This is a genomic window from Pantoea sp. JGM49 (assembly GCF_018257655.1).
GTDB classification, from domain to species: Bacteria; Pseudomonadota; Gammaproteobacteria; order Enterobacterales; family Enterobacteriaceae; genus Pantoea; species Pantoea communis.
Genome location: NZ_JAERJM010000012.1, coordinates 12,440 through 32,881 on the forward strand (window position 1 = coordinate 12,440; position 20,442 = coordinate 32,881).

Annotated in this window: 18 protein-coding genes and 5 tRNA genes; 4 read left to right on the forward strand and 19 right to left on the reverse strand. The window is 52.5% G+C overall.

Annotation, left to right across the window (positions count from 1 at the left end; all coding sequences use genetic code 11):
• Positions 1 to 16 precede the first annotated feature (16 nt).
• A complete protein-coding gene (rpsP, locus tag JK231_RS19070; RefSeq protein ID WP_007893313.1) occupies positions 17 to 265 on the reverse strand; it encodes a 30S ribosomal protein S16 in 249 nt (82 codons plus the stop codon).
• Positions 266 to 407: 142 nt separating this feature from the next.
• The gene (gene ffh / locus JK231_RS19075; protein WP_034822223.1) at positions 408 to 1,769 is read right to left on the reverse strand and encodes a signal recognition particle protein; all 1,362 of its coding nucleotides are present in this window, start codon (positions 1,767 to 1,769) and stop codon (positions 408 to 410) included.
• Between the two features lie 166 nt (positions 1,770 to 1,935).
• On the opposite strand from ffh, the gene JK231_RS19080 reads away from it, so the two are divergent.
• A complete protein-coding gene (locus tag JK231_RS19080) occupies positions 1,936 to 2,730 on the forward strand; it encodes an inner membrane protein YpjD (RefSeq protein ID WP_038645240.1) in 795 nt (264 codons plus the stop codon).
• Between the two features lie 13 nt (positions 2,731 to 2,743).
• Complete coding sequence (locus tag JK231_RS19085) at positions 2,744 to 4,030, forward strand: HlyC/CorC family transporter (protein ID WP_045816444.1); 1,287 nt, start codon at positions 2,744 to 2,746, stop codon at positions 4,028 to 4,030.
• A gap of 55 nt (positions 4,031 to 4,085) precedes the next feature.
• Here JK231_RS19085 and luxS read toward each other — a convergent pair whose 3' ends face one another.
• From luxS to tam, 15 genes are all read right to left on the reverse strand, one after another.
• A complete protein-coding gene (luxS, locus tag JK231_RS19090) occupies positions 4,086 to 4,601 on the reverse strand; it encodes an S-ribosylhomocysteine lyase (protein ID WP_034822217.1) in 516 nt (171 codons plus the stop codon).
• Positions 4,602 to 4,751: 150 nt separating this feature from the next.
• The gene (gene gshA, locus JK231_RS19095; protein ID WP_097117949.1) at positions 4,752 to 6,356 is read right to left on the reverse strand and encodes a glutamate--cysteine ligase; all 1,605 of its coding nucleotides are present in this window, start codon (positions 6,354 to 6,356) and stop codon (positions 4,752 to 4,754) included.
• 31 nt (positions 6,357 to 6,387) lie between these two features.
• Positions 6,388 to 6,816, reverse strand: a complete 429-nt coding sequence (locus JK231_RS19100; RefSeq protein WP_058962330.1) for a YqaA family protein — start codon at positions 6,814 to 6,816, stop codon at positions 6,388 to 6,390.
• Complete coding sequence (yqaB, locus tag JK231_RS19105) at positions 6,813 to 7,379, reverse strand: fructose-1-phosphate/6-phosphogluconate phosphatase (protein WP_097117950.1); 567 nt, start codon at positions 7,377 to 7,379, stop codon at positions 6,813 to 6,815. The genes JK231_RS19100 and yqaB overlap by 4 nt, the downstream gene beginning before the upstream one ends.
• Positions 7,380 to 7,612: 233 nt before the next feature.
• A tRNA-Arg gene (locus JK231_RS19110) sits at positions 7,613 to 7,689 on the reverse strand.
• A gap of 60 nt (positions 7,690 to 7,749) precedes the next feature.
• A tRNA-Arg gene (locus JK231_RS19115) sits at positions 7,750 to 7,826 on the reverse strand.
• Between the two features lie 58 nt (positions 7,827 to 7,884).
• A tRNA-Arg gene (locus tag JK231_RS19120) sits at positions 7,885 to 7,961 on the reverse strand.
• An 85-nt stretch (positions 7,962 to 8,046) separates the two neighbouring features.
• Positions 8,047 to 8,123: transfer RNA gene (locus JK231_RS19125), tRNA-Arg, on the reverse strand.
• An 8-nt stretch (positions 8,124 to 8,131) separates the two neighbouring features.
• Positions 8,132 to 8,224 (reverse strand) — tRNA-Ser (locus tag JK231_RS19130).
• A 303-nt stretch (positions 8,225 to 8,527) separates the two neighbouring features.
• Positions 8,528 to 8,713, reverse strand: coding sequence for a carbon storage regulator CsrA (gene csrA / locus JK231_RS19135; protein WP_004155916.1), 186 nt, complete (start codon positions 8,711 to 8,713; stop codon positions 8,528 to 8,530).
• A 249-nt stretch (positions 8,714 to 8,962) separates the two neighbouring features.
• Positions 8,963 to 11,590 (reverse strand): alanine--tRNA ligase, encoded by a 2,628-nt coding sequence (alaS, locus tag JK231_RS19140; protein WP_211729254.1) that lies wholly within the window; start codon positions 11,588 to 11,590, stop codon positions 8,963 to 8,965.
• A gap of 134 nt (positions 11,591 to 11,724) precedes the next feature.
• A complete protein-coding gene (locus tag JK231_RS19145) occupies positions 11,725 to 12,240 on the reverse strand; it encodes a regulatory protein RecX (protein ID WP_211729255.1) in 516 nt (171 codons plus the stop codon).
• Positions 12,241 to 12,349: 109 nt separating this feature from the next.
• Complete coding sequence (gene recA / locus JK231_RS19150) at positions 12,350 to 13,420, reverse strand: recombinase RecA (RefSeq protein WP_034822205.1); 1,071 nt, start codon at positions 13,418 to 13,420, stop codon at positions 12,350 to 12,352.
• Positions 13,421 to 13,514: 94 nt separating this feature from the next.
• On the reverse strand, positions 13,515 to 14,009 hold the full coding sequence (gene pncC / locus JK231_RS19155) for a nicotinamide-nucleotide amidase (protein ID WP_211729256.1): 495 nt from the start codon (positions 14,007 to 14,009) through the stop codon (positions 13,515 to 13,517).
• Between the two features lie 102 nt (positions 14,010 to 14,111).
• Positions 14,112 to 14,888, reverse strand: coding sequence for a trans-aconitate 2-methyltransferase (tam, locus tag JK231_RS19160; protein ID WP_211729257.1), 777 nt, complete (start codon positions 14,886 to 14,888; stop codon positions 14,112 to 14,114).
• A 167-nt stretch (positions 14,889 to 15,055) separates the two neighbouring features.
• Here tam and JK231_RS19165 point away from each other — a divergent pair, with 167 nt between their 5' ends.
• Positions 15,056 to 15,943 carry a dihydrodipicolinate synthase family protein gene (locus JK231_RS19165; RefSeq protein WP_211729258.1) on the forward strand — a complete coding sequence of 296 codons (888 nt, stop codon included), beginning with the start codon at positions 15,056 to 15,058 and terminating at the stop codon, positions 15,941 to 15,943.
• A 35-nt stretch (positions 15,944 to 15,978) separates the two neighbouring features.
• Here the strand turns inward: JK231_RS19165 and JK231_RS19170 are convergent, their stop codons facing one another.
• Both JK231_RS19170 and mltB read right to left on the reverse strand, forming a co-directional pair.
• Positions 15,979 to 16,314 (reverse strand): zinc ribbon domain-containing protein YjdM, encoded by a 336-nt coding sequence (locus tag JK231_RS19170; protein WP_034822198.1) that lies wholly within the window; start codon positions 16,312 to 16,314, stop codon positions 15,979 to 15,981.
• Between the two features lie 86 nt (positions 16,315 to 16,400).
• Positions 16,401 to 17,483: a lytic murein transglycosylase B gene (gene mltB / locus JK231_RS19175; protein WP_034822196.1), complete on the reverse strand. Its 1,083-nt coding sequence runs from the start codon at positions 17,481 to 17,483 to the stop codon at positions 16,401 to 16,403.
• A 366-nt stretch (positions 17,484 to 17,849) separates the two neighbouring features.
• Here mltB and mutS point away from each other — a divergent pair, with 366 nt between their 5' ends.
• Complete coding sequence (mutS, locus tag JK231_RS19180; RefSeq protein WP_211729259.1) at positions 17,850 to 20,393, forward strand: DNA mismatch repair protein MutS; 2,544 nt, start codon at positions 17,850 to 17,852, stop codon at positions 20,391 to 20,393.
• Positions 20,394 to 20,442 lie beyond the last annotated feature (49 nt).

The following is a 20,442-nucleotide window of genomic DNA, read 5'->3' on the forward strand; positions in this document are numbered from 1 at the left end:
TAACCACCGTGACAGATTAAGCTGCTTTTTTTGCTTCTTTGATCAGCGCGTTAACGCGATCAGAAAGCGTTGCGCCCTGGCCAACCCAGTGCTCAATACGGTCCAGATCCAGACGCAGACCTTCAGCCTGACCAGAAGCGATCGGGTTGAAGAAACCTACGCGCTCGATGAAACGACCATTACGCGCATTGCGGCTGTCAGTAACGACGACCTGATAGAACGGACGCTTTTTCGCGCCGTGACGTGCCAAACGAATTGTAACCATAACATCCTCATTAGTTAATAAAGCGCTCGGGTTCCATCGAGGGATGGAACCCGAGCGCAATATAAAAAGCCCGAAAATTTTACTCATTTTGGCGAAAAAAGCAACCTGAGCGTGTTAATTTTCTGGCTGTGTGCCGCTCGCCTTAGCGACCGGGGAATCCGGGCGGCATCATACCTTTCATGCCACGCATCATTTTGGCCATGCCACCCTTCTTCATTTTCTTCATCATGCGCTGCATGTCGTCGAACTGTTTCAATAAACGGTTAACGTCCTGCACCTGCATACCTGAACCGGTGGCAATACGGCGCTTGCGTGAGCCCTTGATGATTTCCGGTTTCTGACGCTCTTTGGTGGTCATCGAATTGATGATCGCCTCCATACGCACCAGCACTTTGTCATCCATCTGCGATTTCACGTTGTCTGGCAACTGCCCCATGCCCGGCAGCTTACCCATCAGGCTGGCCATGCCGCCCATGTTGCGCATCTGCTTCAGCTGATCGAGGAAGTCGTTGAGATCGAAGCCATCACCGGTTTTGAGTTTCTTCGCCAGCTTCTCCGCCTGTTCGCGGTCAACTTTGCTCTCGATATCTTCGATCAGCGACAGTACGTCGCCCATGCCGAGGATGCGTGAGGCGATACGGTCTGGATAGAACGCTTCCAGTGCTTCCGTCTTCTCACCCATACCCATGAATTTAATCGGCTTGCCGGTAATATGACGAATAGACAGCGCTGCACCACCGCGCGCATCACCATCCACTTTCGTCAGAATCACGCCCGTCAGTGGCAGCGCTTCATTGAAGGCTTTTGCCGTGTTTGCCGCATCCTGACCGGTCATGGCATCGACCACAAACAAGGTTTCCACCGGATTGATCGCGGCGTGTACCTGTTTGATCTCGTCCATCATCGCTTCATCAACGTGCAGACGACCGGCGGTATCCACCAGCAGCACGTCGTAGAATTGCAGCTTCGCTTCTTTCAGGGCGTTCTTAACGATGTCGACAGGCTTTTGGCTCAGATCGGAAGGACAGAAGTCCACGCCAACCTGCTGCGCCAGTGTTTCCAGCTGTTTAATCGCCGCCGGGCGATAAACGTCGGCAGAAACCACCAGCACTTTCTTCTTATGCTTCTCGCGCAGGAACTTACCCAGCTTCGCCACGCTCGTGGTTTTACCCGCACCCTGCAGGCCCGCCATCAACACCACAGCCGGCGGCTGTGCGTTCAGATTGAGCGCATTATTTTCTGCACCCATTGCCGCAACCAGCTCGTTGCGAACAATTTTGATAAATTCCTGGCCAGGCGTCAGGCTTTTGTTTACATCCTGACCTACCGCCGCTTCTTTCACGCGGTTGATGAACTCACGCACGACCGGCAGCGCAACGTCCGCTTCCAGCAATGCCATGCGCACTTCACGCAAGGTGTCTTTAATGTTGTCTTCGGTCAGCCTTCCGCGGCCGCTGATGTTGCGCAGGGATTGCGACAAACGATCGGTTAAATTATCAAACATGCTCTCTCACTTAGGACCGTAGCGAGGCCGCCCGGGCGGCACAATGCGGCGGATTATAGCACGAAGCCACAGCGATCTCTGCAATTGACCTTCAGATCGTTTGGAGCCTGATGCAGCTGGCGCTATACTGGCTTTTTCCTTATCTGACCGACACCTGAAAGGATCTATGTTCGTTTTCGCGATCGTGGCGCTGTTCGCCTACTCCCTCAGTCTTGCATTGATCATCCCCAGCCTACTGAAACGCAACGGTGGCTGGCGTCGTTTTGCCGTACTTTCTGCTTGCGTCGCGTTGATCGCCCATGCGGTTGCACTGCAACAACGCATTTTTGCCGTCGATAACGGACAAAACCTCAGCCTGCTAAATATCGGTTCGCTGGTGAGTTTGCTGATCTGCGCGATCATGACCATCGTTGCATCGCGCAATCGCGGTTGGTTACTGTTGCCGATTGTCTACGGCTTTGCCTTGATTAACCTCGCCTTCGCCACCTTTGTGCCGAATGCCTTTATTACCCATCTCGAAACCACGCCGGGCATGATGATCCATATCGGCCTGTCGCTGTTTGCCTACGCTACGCTGATTATCGCGGCACTGTATGCGCTGCAGCTGGCATGGATTGATTACCAGTTGAAAAATAAGAAACTGGCTTTCACCCAGGATATGCCGCCGCTGCTGAGTATTGAGCGTAAGATGTTTCATATCACGCAAATTGGTGTAGTGCTGTTGACGCTGGTGCTGTGTACCGGTCTGTTCTTCATGCATAACCTGTTTAGCGCGGAGAATGTCGATAAAGCGGTGCTGTCCATTCTTGCCTGGTTTGTTTATATCGTTCTGCTCTGGGGACACTATCATGAGGGCTGGCGCGGACGCCGCGTCGTCTGGTTTAACTGCGGTGGTGCACTGCTGCTGACCATGGCCTACTTCGGCAGTCGCGTGCTTCAGCACCTGCTCACTTCTCACTAAAGGAATTTTTTCGTTGGAACATGTTTCAACCACCACGCTGATCGTTACGCTGGTCATCATGGTGCTGGTCTCTGCGTACTTCTCCGGTTCAGAGACCGGCATGATGACGCTCAATCGTTATAAATTGCGCCACAAAGCCAAAAGCGGTAATCGCGCGGCTCGTCGTGTCGAAAAACTTTTACGCCGTCCTGATCGCTTAATCAGCCTGGTGCTGATAGGCAACAACCTCGTGAATATCCTGGCCTCCGCATTGGGTACCATTGTCGGTATGCGTCTTTACGGCGATGCGGGTGTGGCAATTGCCACCGGGATCCTGACTTTTGTGGTGCTGGTGTTTGCTGAAGTGCTGCCGAAAACCATTGCAGCGCTTTACCCCGAAAAAGTCGCCTATCCCAGCAGTGTGCTGCTGGCACCGCTGCAGTATGTGATGCTGCCTTTGGTCTGGCTGCTCAACACCATTACCCGCATTCTGATGCGCATGGTTGGTATCAAAACGGAAGGCTCCATCAGTTCAGCCCTAAGTAAGGAAGAGTTGCGTACCATTGTCTATGAGTCCCGCTCACTGATGTCTCGTCGTAATCAGGACATGCTGCTGTCGGTGCTGGACCTGGAAAAGGTCAGCGTTGATGACATCATGGTGCCACGCAATGAAATTGTCGGCATTAACGTCAACGACGACTGGAAATCGATTGTTCGCCAACTGAGTAATTCCCCGCATGGCCGGATCGTGCTGTTCCGCGATTCGCTGGATGATTCGGTTGGCATGCTGCGCGTGCGTGAAGCCTGGCGCATGATGACCGAGAAGAAAGAGTTCAACAAAGATCGCCTGCTGCGTGCCGCTGATGAAATTTACTATGTGCCGGAAGGTACACCGCTGAATGTCCAGCTGGTGAAATTCCAGCGTAATAAGAAGAAAGTCGGCTTAGTGGTTGATGAATATGGTGACATCAAAGGGCTGGTGACCATTGAAGACATTCTGGAAGAGATTGTTGGCGATTTTACGACGTCCATGTCTCCTTCGCTGGCGGAAGAAGTGATGCCGCAGAATGATGGCTCAGTGCTGATTGAAGGCAGCGCCAACGTGCGTGAAATCAATAAAGCCTTTAACTGGACGTTACCCGAAGACGAAGCACGCACCATCAATGGCATGCTGCTGGAAGCGCTGGAAGAGATTCCGCTGGTCGATACACGCGTGAAAATCGGGAAGTACGATGTGGATATCCTCGACGTGCAAGACAACATGGTGAAGCAGGTGCGCATTACCCCGCATCATCCGCTGAAATCCTCCATCGGTTCCTGAAGCCAAAAAAAACGCCGCGAACATCGCGGCGTTTTCATTTCTGCTCAGACAGGCACTAGATGTGCAGCTCTTTCAGCTTCTCAGCCGGCAGTTTCAGATCTTCGTTACGGTTCACGCCAATCTCATGCGCCAACACGTTACGCGCAATCTGCTGCGCTTCGTCGAGTGAGTGTAGCTTGTAGCTACCACACTGGTATTCATTCAGTTCCGGGATCTGGCTCTGTTCTTTCACTTTCAGAACATCTTCCATCGCCCCTTTCCACGCTTTCGCTACACGCTGCTCGTCTGGTTCACCAATCAAGCTCATGTAGAAGCCGGTGCGGCAGCCCATTGGCGAGATATCAACGATTTCCACGCCATCACCATTGAGGTGATTACGCATAAAGCCAGCGAACAGGTGCTCCAGCGTATGGATGCCTCGCTCAGTCAGAATATCGATATTCGGACGGCAGAAACGCAGGTCAAAAACGGTGATGGTATCGCCATGCGGAGTATTCATGGTTTTTGCAACGCGCACAGCGGGTGCGCCCATGATGGTGTGATCAACAGTAAAACTATCCAGTAGTGGCATACGTCACCTCCTGTTTTGAGATTTTTTTTAAAACGATGAAACTTTTCCGTTCGCCCAACGTCTGAATATATGAAAGACGCGCATTTGTTATCATCATCCCTGACAACAGAGATGTTAATTTTGGCCACAATGATGTGGCCATTTTCTTTTTTAGCCTTCGCGACCTGCCAGATAACTTTCGAAATCCAGCGTATCACTCTGTTCCAGCTTTTCCTGCGCCTGTACCGATTCCAACGCCTGACGACTGAAGTCATCTTCGGTCAAAATCTCTAACGGCTCTTCACACAGCAGATGGCGATACTGTTCAGCCAGTGCCACACCTGCGCCGGTTAAGCCATTTTCTTTGATGGCATGCAGAATACGCGCTGAATAGGTTAGCTCAGGATCATCAAACGATGCCACCAGTTGATCGCAAACCTGTTGATATTGCGTGCTGCCATAATTGCTGTCGAGCACCTCGGCAACACGACGCAGATCGGCAAACAGGGCTTTACCTACATCTACCAGCGGATGTTCTGTATCGCTACAACCTACACCAATCACCTGGCCCGGCTTACGTCCTTCCATGACCACGCGGTTCCAGTTTTTACGGCTGCATAACAGCTCGTCAGAACTCATCTCAGGCGCATCCGCCAGGGTACACCAGATCAGGAACAGGTCGAGGAAACGCGCCTGGTTAGCATCCACGCCAATGGCAGAGAACGGGTTGATATCCAGAGAACGCACTTCAATGTACTCGATACCGCCGCGTAACAACGCATCCGAAGGCGCTTCACCCGAACGTGTCACACGTTTTGGACGAATAGGTGCGTACAGTTCGTTCTCAATCTGTAACACGTTGGTGTTCAGCTGCAGCCAGTTGCCGTCGGCATCTTTGGTGCCCATGGCCGCATACTCTTCTGACGGCGTTTTAATCGCTGCTTTCAGCGCAGCAACGTAACCGTCGAGCGAGTTGAAGGTGATGCCCAAACCGCTCTGCGACTTATTGGTGTAGCCCAAATCACTGAGGCGCAGCGAGGTGGCATACGGCAGCCACAACGTCCCCTTGCCGTCCGTTTCAAAGGGTAATTTGCTTTCACGTCCCTGCAGGAACGATGAAGAGATCGCTGGAGATGCACCGAACAGATAAGGGATCACCCAACCAAAACGATAATAGTTGCGGATCAGACGCAGATATCCAGCAGAAATGGTCTCTTTTCCGCTTTCCGCATCTTTTACATCTGCCCACTCCTGCCAGAACGACAGTGGCAGCGAGAAGTTATAATGCACACCTGAGATAATCTGCATCAGTGCGCTGTAGCGATTTTTCAGTCCCTGCCGATAGAGGGTTTTCATCTTGCCGATATTAGAGCTGCCATATTGCGCCAGCTCAATGCTATCAACATCTTCAACATAACCCGGCATACTGAACGGCCACATGCGTTCCTGACCTAACTCTCGCGCAGTGTGGCGATGTATATCACGCAGGAAGGCCAGTGACCGATCAATGCTTTGATCGACAGGTGTAATGAACTCCAGCAGCGTTTCGGCAAAATCGGTGGTAATCCAACTGTGCTTGAGCGCCGAACCCAGGGATTCAGGATGTCCGGTCGTTGCCAGGTGACCATTCGGATTGACGCGCAAAGTCTCGCGTTCAATGCCACGGCCGATACCCTTTAACGCGTCGGGATGCGCTTCCAACCAGGAAAGCGCTTTTGATACGTCCGGGATCACATTAACCTCCCGCTGTGCGAATAATTTATTTTTGTTCAGCATAATGTTAACCGTAGCCTCGAATCTGTGCGAATCAATGCCACCATTGCATTGTTTGTAATGTGGCGGTCGCGATAACGATATAACGCAGCGTTTTACCGATGGCGAGGAACAGCACCGAGGGCAGCCAGGCAAAGCGCAACCAGCCTGCAAGCACGCAAAGCAGGTCGCCCACTACCGGCAGCCAGCTTAAAAGCAGCGCTGCAGGACCCAATCGATGTAACCACGTCATTGCTGTGTCATGCCATCGCCCCTGCCCTTTTGGCGGCATGAGGCGACCGAGAATAATGTTGGTCAGGCCACCCAGCGTGTTTCCCACTGATGCGGCCAATAACAATCCATAGATCGAACCCTGTTGGGCGATCAGCAAAGCAATCAGCACAGCCTCTGAACTTCCTGGAAGCAGGGTGGCACTCAGAAAGCTACTGCCGAATAACGATCCATAGGTCAGAATTTCATTCACAGTAAACGGACATCAACCACATCCATGCCCGCGGCTCGCGCCGCCTGAACACCAAAGTCAGCATCTTCAAATACCACACAGCGTTCAGGTGCCACGCCCATTAACTCGGCGCAGCGTAAAAAGGTATCGGGTTGGGGTTTATGGCGCTGCACATCATCCGCGCCGACAACGGCATCAAACAGATGATAGACACCCAAGGCTTCAAGCAGGGCCTTTGCCAGGCTGTGTTCACTGCCAGTACCCACCGCCATGGGACGACGACCGTGATACGCTTTTACCACGTCCATTAACGGTAAAGGGCGTACATCATCCAGCAACATCGCCCTGAGCGCTTCGGTTTTCTCTGCGGCCAGCAAATGAGGGTCATGCTCAGCGTTGTTCTGCTCAAGAATGTACTGCGCCAGCTGCCAGGTGGGCGCGCCATTAAAACTCACCATTTTTTTCTCATCCATGGTGAAACCGTAACGGCTCAGCACCTGCTGCCAGGCTTTTCGATGTGTCGGCTCAGTATCCAGGATTGTGCCGTCCATATCGAAAATCAGGGCGTCATATTGGTCGTACATTGTCACTCCATCGAGCACCACAAAATGAGCCATTACTTTAGCGTAATGCGCTTAGGTTGTCGCCAGGTGTGCTTAACAGCAAATGCTTTGAAAGCATTAGCTATTTTTGTTTTCGGAAAAAGGTCAGGTAGCGATACCCGGGATAAATGGCGGTTATATAAGTGATTTTTGCGTGATGAAGAAAAATGAGAAGTAAATTCAGAAAGCGGGCGTTGATTGTTTCGAACAGGAGATGGTGCATCCAGGAGGATTCGAACCTCCGACCGCTCGGTTCGTAGCCGAGTACTCTATCCAGCTGAGCTATGGATGCATTGGGGTCTAACTGATGTTACGGATGAAACAGTTTGAGAATAGCATGAAGAAAACAGAATGGTGCATCCAGGAGGATTCGAACCTCCGACCGCTCGGTTCGTAGCCGAGTACTCTATCCAGCTGAGCTATGGATGCATTGAGAGATTTTCTTACGATGGACTTACTGCAATCAACCTGGGAATGATACGAAGAATGGTGCATCCAGGAGGATTCGAACCTCCGACCGCTCGGTTCGTAGCCGAGTACTCTATCCAGCTGAGCTATGGATGCATCGAGTTAATTCTTGTACAACGCAGGGTGCTGACAACTCACCATGAAAGGAACTGCTCGTTCACTCTTACTTCAATTTTCCGAATGGTGCATCCAGGAGGATTCGAACCTCCGACCGCTCGGTTCGTAGCCGAGTACTCTATCCAGCTGAGCTATGGATGCATCGGAAATGGCGGTGAGGCGGGGATTCGAACCCCGGATGCAGCTTTTGACCGCATACTCCCTTAGCAGGGGAGCGCCTTCAGCCTCTCGGCCACCTCACCTTACGCGTTCTTCCGAACCGTGCTTCTGAACTTGTTTCTGCTCATCGGCACTGCGTGGCGCACATATTACTTTCCCGCACTTATAAGTCAAACAATTTTTCCCGACTTTTTCTGGATATCGTTCTGTTTGCACAAATGACGCGCAATTAGGATGTTTTGCCGACAAAAAGAGTGATTAATCAACAGCGAAAGCACGTTGCAGTTAACAAAATGGGAAGAAAGAAAATGAGGTTCAGGGCGGAAAAAATGAAGATGGGAGGATAAAAGCGGTAGCGCCTCGCAGGATGCGAGGCGCTGAATCCGTTAGTAACTCGTTTGCTGAGTTTTTTCGGCCTGGATACGCTGATAGATTTCTTCGCGATGCACCGAAACTTCTTTAGGCGCATTGACGCCAATACGGACCTGGTTACCTTTAACACCCAGCACCGTTACAGTCACCTCATCGCCAATCATGAGGGTTTCACCAACTCGACGAGTTAGAATAAGCATTCTTTGCTCCTTGAAAGATTAAAAGAGTCGGGCCTGTTCGGTCTCCCGGCCATATCCATCATATAACGCTGAACAATGTCTATGACAAATACACCATTGTGCATCGCCACGCCAATACATTCTGCTGATAGTTAGTTTAGCCGAAATACACTACATCAACCGGACTTTGTCATTATCGGGTGCACACCGCGTTAAAAAGCGCCAGAACACGGGGTTCTGGCGCTATTCACGATGCTGAATTTTAATTCGTTACAGTCGGTTACTCACCCACTCCGACACGCCAGCCAGTGCGCCAGCCAGTGCCTCAGGGTTTGTACCACCCGCCTGAGCCATATCAGGACGACCGCCACCTTTTCCGCCAACCTGAGCGGCCAGTTCGCCGACCAGCTCACCCGCTTTGACGCGGTCAGTCAGGTCTTTAGTCACCCCAGCAATCAGTGAAACCTTACCTTCAGCGACCGTTGCCAGCACAATGATGGCCGAGCCGAGCTGATTCTTCAGGTCATCCATCATGGTGCGAAGCATCTTCGGCTCAACGTTGTTAAGCTCGCTGACCAGCAGTTTGGTCCCCTTCACGTCCATCGCTTTACTGCTCAGCGAGGCACTCTCTTGCGCCGCTTGCTGATCGCGTAGCTGCTGCAGTTCTTTTTCCAGCGCGCGGACATGATCAACCAGGCCGCGCACTTTCTCATTCAGATTACTGCTGTTGGCTTTAACCACCTGAGCAATCTCAGATATCTGATCGCTCTGCGCATGCAGCTGAGCAATCGCGCCTTCACCCGTCAGCGCTTCAATACGACGCACACCTGCCGCCGTGCCGGATTCAGAATGAATGCGGAACAGGCCAATGTCGCCAGTGCGCGCTGCGTGCGTACCACCGCACAGCTCAACGGAATATTCACCCATGCTAACCACGCGCACACGCTGTTCATACTTCTCACCGAACAACGCCGTTGCGCCGCGCGCTTTCGCTTCATCCAGATCCATTACTTCAGTCTGGATGAGTAAATTGCGACGAATCTGGGTATTAACGATATCTTCAACGGTGCGAATCTGCTCTGGCTTCATCGCTTCGGTATGAGAGAAGTCGAAGCGCAGGTATTTATCGTTGTTGAGTGAGCCTTTCTGACCGACATGATCGCCCAATACTTCACGTAACGCTTCATGCATCAGATGCGTTGCGGAGTGGTTGAGAATAATACGAGCACGGCGCTCTTCATCCACTTGTGCATTGAGGCGGTCACCCACACGTAGCTCACCGCTGTTGAGCTTACCGATATGACCAAAGGCTTTGCCATACTTCTGTGTATCCTGGACACTGAATTCAGCATTCTGCCCAGTTAGCACACCGGTATCGCCCACCTGGCCACCTGACTCGCCATAGAATGGTGTTTGATCCAGAATCACTACCGCTTCCTGGCCAGCCGCGATCTGCTCAACCTGCTGACCGCCAACGAACAGCGCCAGCACGGTGCCTTCAGCCTGCAGTTGGTCATAGCCTTTGAAGTCAGTGGCGGCATCAAAGCGAATCACACTGTTGTAGTCCGCGCCAAAACCACTGGCCTCACGCGCACGCTGGCGCTGCTGTTCCATGGCTGTTTCGAAGCCCGCTTCATCAATCTTCAGATTGCGCTCGCGGCAGACGTCAGCGGTCAAATCCGCCGGGAAACCGAAGGTGTCATACAGGCGGAAGACCGTTTCGCCATCCAGCGTATCACCTTGCAGATTGGCTAACTCTTCATCCAGTAAAGCCAGGCCGCGTTCCAGCGTTTTAGCGAACTGCTCTTCTTCATTTTTCAGGGCATTTTCAACATGCTTCTGCTGACGTTTCAGGTCTTCACCGGCATCACCCATGACATCGATCAATGGCGCAACCAGTTTGTAGAAGAAGGCTTCTTTAGCTCCCAACATATTGCCATGACGCACTGCACGACGAATGATACGGCGCAGCACGTAGCCACGGTTTTCATTCGACGGGATGACGCCATCAGCGATCAGGAATGCACAGGAACGGATGTGGTCAGCGATGACGCGCAACGATTTATTGTTGAGGTCGGTCGCACCGGTTACCTGAGCAACAGCCTTGATCAGCTTGGCAAACAGATCGATTTCATAGTTGGAGTTAACGTGCTGCAGTACCGCAGCGATGCGCTCCAGGCCCATACCGGTATCAACAGAAGGCTTCGGCAGAGGTTCCATGGTGCCGTCGGCCTGACGGTTGAACTGCATGAAGACGATGTTCCAGATCTCAATATAGCGATCGCCATCTTCTTCCGGGCTGCCCGGTGGGCCCCCCCAGATATGGTCGCCGTGATCGTAGAAAATTTCGGTGCACGGACCACAAGGACCGGTATCACCCATCTGCCAGAAGTTATCAGACGCGTAGGCGCTGCCTTTGTTATCGCCGATGCGAATGATGCGTTCGCGCGGCACACCGACATCGTTAGCCCAGATTTCGAAGGCTTCATCATCGGTTTCATAAACGGTGACCCACAGACGTTCTTTCGGCAGCTTGAACCACTGTTCACCCGTCAGCAGTTCCCAGGCATAAGCAATCGCTTCTTTCTTGAAGTAGTCGCCAAAGCTGAAGTTACCCAGCATTTCAAAGAAGGTGTGGTGACGAGCGGTGTAACCAACGTTCTCAAGATCGTTGTGCTTACCACCGGCGCGTACACAACGTTGAGACGTGGTTGCGCGTGCATAATCGCGTTTATCCTGACCGAGGAAAACGTCTTTAAACTGCACCATTCCCGCATTGGTAAACAGCAACGTTGGGTCGTTGTTCGGTACGAGGGAGCTGCTGGCTACAACCTGATGTCCCTTGCTATGAAAAAAGTCGAGAAACGCTTGACGGATCTCAGCAGTGCTCTTGCTCATATAATTCCTGGAATCACGCTAACGAACGTTCCCTTTCGCGGGCAAACCACATCTGCAGGTTTACCGCTGATTGAGGAACAAAAAGTGGGAATAAGATAAATTTTCTTCAGTGGGAAGTAAAATCCCATCGCCTTTCAGTCGTCAATATTTCTGAAAACTGCCTGAATATCTTCCATCATAAAGCCTTTAGACATTAAAAAGCGCTGTACTTTGCTTTTCTCAGCCCAGGTTTGCGGCAGAGGATCACCAAACTTACGCTTAGCCAAATCGGCCGCACATTGACCCCAGTCCACTTCAGTATCCATCATCGCCTGATTGATCTCATCGCGGCTGATGCCCTTCTGTTGCAATTCCATACGCACGCGCTGTGAGCCGTAACCTTTCCGTGCGCGACTTTGGATAAAGCGTTCGGTGAAGCGCTGGTCGTTGAGCCAGCCACTCTCCTGGCACCAGTCGAGGACCTTTTCCAGCAGCTCATCCGGTATCGGCACATTTTCTTCTTGCTTCAGATAAGCCGCACGCTGAGAAGAGAGTTGCAGCTTACGCTTCAATTCGTCACGGCTGTGGTCACGCTGCGATAGCACACGCATGGCACGATCCAGCAAACGGGAAAATGTCGGCACCGAAGCCGTTGAAGGTGATGATGACATGAATTTGACCTTGTTCTGACTGTTGCGCAGGGTAAAGCAAGAAGACGATCAGGGGAAGTGTTGACGGGGAAAAGCAAACGGGAGCATCGCTGCTCCCGTGGTGGGTATCTTAGAAATCTTCGTTGGTTTCGCTAGCTTCTTCGTAGTCATCAGCAGAGATTTCTGCTGCACCCGCTCCAGCCGTTGCACCCGTCAGCAGCAGATCGCGTAACTTCTTATCGATCTCGTTAGCAATCGCTGGGTTCTCTTTCAGGAAGTTGGTCGAGTTCGCTTTACCTTGACCAATCTTTTCGCCGTTGTAGCTGTACCACGCACCGGCTTTCTCAACCAGTTTGTGTTTCACGCCGAGATCCACCAACTCGCCAAAGGTGTTGATGCCTTCACCGTACATAATCTGGAATTCAGCCTGCTTAAATGGCGCAGCGATTTTGTTCTTCACCACTTTTACGCGGGTTTCGCTACCAACCACTTCATCGCCCTCTTTAATCGCACCGATACGGCGGATATCAAGACGAACAGAAGCATAGAATTTCAGCGCGTTACCACCGGTGGTGGTTTCTGGGTTACCAAACATCACACCAATTTTCATACGAATCTGGTTGATAAAGATCAGCAGCGTGTTGGACTGCTTCAGGTTACCCGCTAACTTACGCATCGCCTGGCTCATCATACGTGCGGCCAGACCCATGTGCGAATCACCGATTTCACCTTCGATTTCCGCTTTCGGCGTCAGTGCCGCAACGGAGTCCACGATGATCACATCAACGGCACCGGAGCGAGCTAACGCATCACAAATCTCCAGCGCTTGTTCACCGGTGTCCGGCTGCGAACACAGCAGATTGTCGATATCAACGCCGAGTTTTTTGGCATACACCGGATCAAGCGCATGTTCAGCATCGATAAAGGCACAGGTTTTACCTTTACGCTGTGCAGCGGCAATCACCTGCAGCGTCAGCGTGGTTTTACCGGAAGATTCTGGTCCGTAGATCTCAACGATACGCCCCATCGGCAAGCCACCAGCACCCAACGCGATATCCAGTGACAGTGAACCGGTTGAGATGGTTTCTACGTCCATTGAGCGGTCTTCACCCAGGCGCATGATCGAGCCTTTGCCAAATTGTTTCTCAATCTGGCCCAGCGCGGCAGCTAAAGCTTTCTGTTTGTTCTCGTCAATCGCCATTTCCACTCCTAATCATGCTGGGTAAGCCGACATCATTGTGTGCCTGCTCGTTCTGTTGCCGGTAATTATACTGTATGACCATACAGTATCAAGTTTAATTTGTCAGAAATTCATCAAGCAGTGTTTGCAGCGCCCAGCTGACGGATTGCCGACGCACCGCGTCACGGTCTCCGGCAAAGATCTGCCGCTGCGCCAGAACACGATCGCCAGGTCCGGCAATGGCAAACCACACTGTACCCACTGGCTTTTCTGCCGAACCACCATCTGGCCCCGCAATCCCGCTCACAGCAATGCCAAACTCGGCGGCGGCGGCATTGCAGGCACCTTGAGCCATCTCACGCACAGTTTGCTCACTGACCGCGCCATACTGCGCCAGAGTCGCTGCCTGCACGCCCACCATCTGCTGTTTGGCTTCGTTGCTGTAGGTCACGAAACCCCGCTCAAACCAGGCAGAGCTGCCACTGATATCGGTAAACACTTTGGCGATCCAGCCACCGGTGCAAGATTCCGCCGCGGTCACCGTTGCCTCGCGTTTCTTCAGCTGTTCGCCAATACGCTGGCTGAGCTGCTGCAACTGTTGGTCGTTCATCGCCTTCTCCTGTTTTGGCGCTGCGCGTTAGCCATAAATGGTGCAACAGAGCACCCTTTTCAACCTCTGCCGCACCAATTTGCGCAACCGCTTCCAGCAATTTTAACGCGTTCTCACTGCCACCATGAATAAGCGTGGGAAAGCTAACAAAACCTGGCCGTTGGTGCGTGGGGGATAAGCCGGCATTAATGCCTGATGATAGTCATGCAGAAAATCCGCTTGTTGCTGTTCGGTCAATCCAGCGAGGAAAGGACGCAAGCCCGTGGCACGGAGCCAGGTAATGATGGCCTGCGCATCGGCCATCGGGTGATAGTACGTGGTACGCCAGATGTCCACCTGACAGCCAGCATCACTCAGCAAATCATAATATTGTTCCGTGCTCAGCAGGCGTTTGCGATCCGCGGCCTGTGGCGAGATATGTGCCTGCCAGCGTTCACTAGACGCAACCTTACGCATCAAGCTGTGAGAGGCTTCTTCAAGATTGTCCGGCATCTGTATCGCCAGAGCGCCACCGATATCCAGCTGTTCAACCAAATGCGGCAGCAGCGTGTAGTGATCGGTTAACCACTGCAGCGAAGCATTCGCATAGATGACCTGCTGTGGCTGGCTCGCCTGCCAGGTACGAATATCCGCCTGCAGAAAAGTGCAGGCAGGTAACCGCTCTTGCGCTTGTTCCAGCATGGCTGCAGAGCTATCGATGCCTGTAATCACCGCGCCTGGCCACGCTTGCGCCAGCAGCTCAGTGCTGTTGCCGGGACCGCATCCGAGGTCAGTCGCGAAATGCACGTCGGTAAGAGGAATACGTTCTAACAGTTCACGCGCAGGGCGCGTGCGTTCCGATTCAAATTGACGATACAGCTGTGGATTCCAGTCTTGCATGGCAACGCTCCTGTCTGGCTGAAGAGCATCACACTACCTGTTTTCTCAATCGCTAAGCGAAGAGAAAAGTGCGATGTCTCACCTTTTTACCCTTTGTCACTGGTTAATGTCAGTCACGAGCACTAAGTTAAAACAATGTTTCATTTTTAAAAAACGAGGATCGCGTTATGGTTTCACAACCTGAATTAACCGGTGTCTGGTGTCCTTCAGTTACCCCTTTCGATCAAGATAATAAGCTCGACATTGATGCGCTGGGCCGCCACTTTGCGCGCCTGAACGCCTCGGGGATTGATACGCTGTTGCTGATGGGCAGTATCGGGGAGTTTGTTTCGCTGACCCAACAGGAACGGCTGATGCTGATTCGCGAAGCTCGTCAGCTTTCGCCACTGACCATGGTCGCGAATATCTCAAGTACCTGCGTTCCCGACATGTTGCAGCTCGCTGAAGCCGCCTGGCAAAACGGTTATGACGCCGTGATGGTTTTGCCGCCCTACTACTATGGGCAAACGCAGAAACAGCTGTTGAGCTACTTTAAAGCACTGGATAAACAGTTAGGCGGCAAGTGGTTTGCCTACAACTTTCCGGCGCGTACCGGTTGCGATTTAACGCCGGCATTGGTAGCAGAATTAGCCGCTGAACTGCCGCAGTTTATCGGCATTAAAGACACCATGGATTGTCTTTCACACAATCGGGCCCTGATTGAAGAAACCAAAAAGGTTCGCCCTGATTTCACCGTGCTTTCAGGGTATGACGAATATCTTCTGCCTAATTTGCTGGCCGGCGGTGCCGGGGTGATTTCCGGCTTAAACAACATAGTGCCGGAGTTGTTTGCCGAGGCGATGCACGCATGGCGAGCGGGAGAGTTAGCGCAGTTGGCACAAATTCAACAGCGTATTGGTAAGCTAATGGCGATTTACACCATCGGCGATGACTTTGTCACGACCATCAAAACCGCAGTGGCGCGCAAATATGATTCTATGAGCAGCCATTCACGTAATTATGGCGGTGAACTCACGGTTGAGCAGTGCGCAGAGCTGGATCGTTTGCTGATGTGATCACATTAAGGGACGGCCGGGCAGCCGTCCCGTTCTCAGTTCTTTTTAACAAACTCAGATTTGAGTTTCATCGGGCCAAAACCATCGATTTTGCAATCAATGTTGTGGTCGCCTTCAACCAGACGAATGCTTTTCACTTTGGTGCCAATCTTCAGGGTTGAAGAACTGCCTTTCACCTTGAGATCTTTGACTACGGTAACGCTGTCCCCATCAGCCAGCAGATTGCCATTGGCATCCCGCACCACCAAACCATCCGATGCTGCATCAGCACTCGGTGACCAGATATGGCCACAAGATGGGCAGTTCAGGTTCTCACCATCCTGCCAGGTATAATCAGCCTGGCACACAGGGCAAGCAGGTAATGTTGTCATGAGCATTCCTCAGAAGTCGAAAGGCGGTGAAGATGGCACCGCAAAAGGGGCGCCATCTTATACCCTCACTCTTTATAAGGACAGCATTAAAGCATGTTGCCCTGACGCGCTTTCGCCACTGCCTGACCCAATTGCCATACCGCCATGGCATAGTGTGTGCTGTGGTTATAACGCGTGATGACATAGAAGTTAGGCAGGCCATACCAATATTGATAACTGGTGCCAAGATCAAGGCGCAGCAGACTCGCCTGGTTATTACCATCCAGCGATCCTTGCGGCGTCAGGCCACTCGCCATCAGCGTATTCACCGGATAAAGCGTTTTAAACCCATTTTCCAGTGCAGGAGCCTGCCCGCTTGCCGGTACGGCAACATTCTGCCCTGCCCGCCAGCCGTGCTCTTTAAAGTAATTTGCTACGCTACCAATCGCATCCACAGGATCCCACAGGTTAATGTGGCCATCACCATTGAAGTCGACCGCATACTCTTTATAGGAAGACGGCATAAACTGGCCGTACCCCATTGCACCCGCAAAGGAACCGCGCAGATCCAGCGGATCATCCTGTTCAGTGCGCGCCATCAGCAGGAAGGTTTCCAGTTCGCCGCTGAAGTAGGCCGCGCGACGAGGATAGCTAAAGGATAAGGTGGCCAGCGCATCCAGCAGACGCGTTTTGCCCATCACCCGACCCCAGCGTGTTTCCACACCAATGATTCCGACAATGATCTCCGGCGGCACACCATAAACCTGCTGAGCGCGTTGCAGCGCGTCCTGATATTGATCCCAGAACGCCACACCATTTTGCACATTATCTGGCGTGATGAATTTATTACGGTAGCGGATCCAGGCGCCGTTTGGCCCCGTCGGAGGCGTGTAGCTTGGTGCTTGTTGATCCATCAGGCGCAGCACGTAATCAAGACGCTTCGCCTGGCCAATCACGGCGTGCAGTTGATCACGGTTAAAACCGTGTTTTGCCACCATTTGATCAATAAACTGCTCAGCCGCTGGATTCCCTGCGAAATCACCAAACATCGGCTGAACGGCGTGTGAAGGTTCCAGTAAAAAACCACCTTTTGGTGCAGGCACAACGGCGGTTTGCTGCTGGGTTGCAGGCTTACTGCTGCAGGCAGCAAGCAAGGCGATAAGTGGAAGAAAAGCAACCTTAAAACGCATTAGATATCCATAAGCCAGATGAAACCGGAAGCCAACATGGTAATCGTTCATCAAAGCGGGATACAGAGCAATATCTTAAATTTACGCCGCTATTCCCTGGTTTCAGTGGGTTGCAGCGAAAATTTGCGGAACAGCTCCACACTTTATCTTTATCGCCCAATTTTACTTTTTACTGCTTATCGCAATTTGTTAAGGTCGGCAGCCAGAATCCATTGCAGCCGGATGATGCGCGCAGGGCAAAATGTTAATATCTGCGCCTTGGTTATCCGTCTGTGAGATAACGCACCACACTGGCCTGCTCATATCGGGCAGCCATGATTGAACGAGTGAATTTTGAGCGAAAACGAGATGAAAGGAGCAGCGCAAATGGACTTTACTGGCCACACGCCCATGATGCAGCAATACTTGCGCCTGAAGGCTGACCATCCCGAAATCCTGCTGTTTTATCGCATGGGCGATTTTTACGAGCTGTTCTACGACGACGCCAGGCGAGCCTCACAACTGCTGGAGATTTCACTCACGAAACGCGGCGCGTCAGCGGGTGAACCCATCCCGATGGCGGGCGTGCCCTATCATGCTGTTGAAGGTTATCTGGCAAAACTGGTCCAGCTCGGTGAATCCGTGGCGATCTGCGAACAGATTGGCGACCCGGCACTGAGCAAAGGACCGGTTGAGCGTAAAGTCGTGCGCATTGTGACACCAGGCACCATCAGTGATGAAGCGCTGCTGCAGGAGCGTCAGGACAACTTACTGGCGGCCATCTTCCAGAGCCAGCGCGGGTTTGGTTATGCCACCCTCGATATCAGCTCGGGGCGTTTTCGCCTGAGCGAACCTGTCGACCAGGAGACCATGGCGGCAGAACTCCAACGCACTAATCCTGCTGAACTGCTCTATCCCGAAGATTTCCAGGCCATGGCGCTGATCGATCAGCGTCGTGGTCTGCGCCGTCGTCCGCTATGGGAATATGAAATCGACACCGCACGCCAGCAGTTAAACCTGCAATTCGGCACGCGTGATCTTAGCGGCTTTGGTGTTGAACAGGCTCATCTGGCGCTACGCGCTGCGGGTTGTCTGCTTCAATATGTTAAGGATACCCAACGCACCTCCCTGCCACATATTCGCTCGTTAAGTATGGAGCGCCAGCAGGACAGCGTCATCATGGATGCAGCCACTCGCCGCAACCTGGAAATCACGCAAAACCTGGCCGGGGGCACCGAAAATACCCTGGCGGCGGTGCTGGATAAAACCGTCACCCCGATGGGAAGCCGTATGCTGAAGCGCTGGCTGCATATGCCGCTGCGCGATGTCACCACCATTGGTCGGCGCCAGGAATCGATTGCTGAACTGCAATCTTTAAGTGAAACATTGCAGCCGGTGCTGCGCCAGGTGGGCGATCTAGAACGCATCCTGGCGCGCCTGGCACTGCGCACTGCGCGCCCGCGTGATTTGGCTCGCATGCGACATGCCTTCCAGCAACTGCCGGAGTTGAACCAGCAGCTGGAAGGTGTTGAGGCAACTCAACTGGTCAATTTACGTTCGCAGATGGGTGAGTTTGCTGAACTGCGAGAGCTGCTGGAACAAGCTGTCATTGAATCCCCTCCCGTGCTGGTACGTGACGGCGGTGTGATTGCGCCTGGCTATAACGCCGAATTAGATGAATGGCGTGCGCTGGCCGACGGTGCCACTGATTATCTCGACCGCCTGGAAATTCGCGAACGAGAGAAGCTAGGGCTGGATACTTTAAAGGTGGGTTTTAACGCAATTCATGGTTACTACATTCAGGTCAGCCGCGGCCAAAGCCACCTGGTGCCGATTCACTATGTACGCCGTCAGACGCTGAAGAACGCCGAGCGCTACATCATTCCTGAATTGAAAGAGTATGAAGACAAAGTACTGACCTCAAAAGGCAAAGCGCTGGCGCTGGAAAAAGGCCTGTACGAAGCGTTACTCGATCAGTTGCTGCCACATCTTGAAGCACTGCAGATCAGTGCCGCGGCGCTGGCTGAACTGGATGTGTTGGCTAACCTGGCAGAACGTGCCTGGACGCTGAATTACTGCCGCCCGGTACTGCAGGAAAAAGCCGGTATCCGCATCACTGCGGGTCGCCACCCTGTCGTGGAGCAGGTTCTGAAAGAACCGTTTATTGCTAACCCGCTATCGCTGTCAAATCAGCGCCGCATGTTGATCATCACCGGTCCGAATATGGGCGGTAAAAGTACCTACATGCGTCAGACTGCGTTGATTGCGCTAATGGCGTGGATTGGCAGCTATGTGCCAGCCGAAGAAACCGTGATTGGTCCTATCGATCGCATTTTCACTCGTGTCGGTGCGGCTGATGACCTGGCTTCAGGGCGCTCAACCTTTATGGTTGAAATGACCGAAACGGCCAATATCTTGCACAACGCCACGGAGAACAGCCTGGTGTTGATGGATGAAATCGGTCGCGGCACATCGACCTACGATGGGCTGTCGCTGGCATGGGCTTGTGCGGAGAGTCTGGCAAACCGCATCAAAGCGATGACACTGTTTGCCACCCACTACTTCGAACTTACGACCCTGCCGGAAAAAATGGAAGGCGTAGTGAATGTGCATCTTGATGCCATGGAGCATGGCGATACCATTGCATTTATGCACAGCGTACAAGATGGTGCAGCCAGCAAAAGCTATGGTTTAGCAGTTGCTGCATTAGCGGGTGTGCCGAAGGACGTGATCAAACGTGCGCGCAACAAGCTGAAAGAGCTGGAAGCGCTCTCCGGCAGTTCTGCGGCATCCACTGTAGAAGGATCGCAAATGCAGCTGCTGGTGGCAGAAACATCGCCAGCCGTAGACGCACTGGAAGCGTTGGACCCTGATAGTCTCACGCCAAAACAGGCGCTGGAGTGGATTTACCGCCTTAAAACATTGGTTTAGTTCAATTTTAATGAGCGGCGGGTAATGACGTCGCTCATTAGCGTAACGG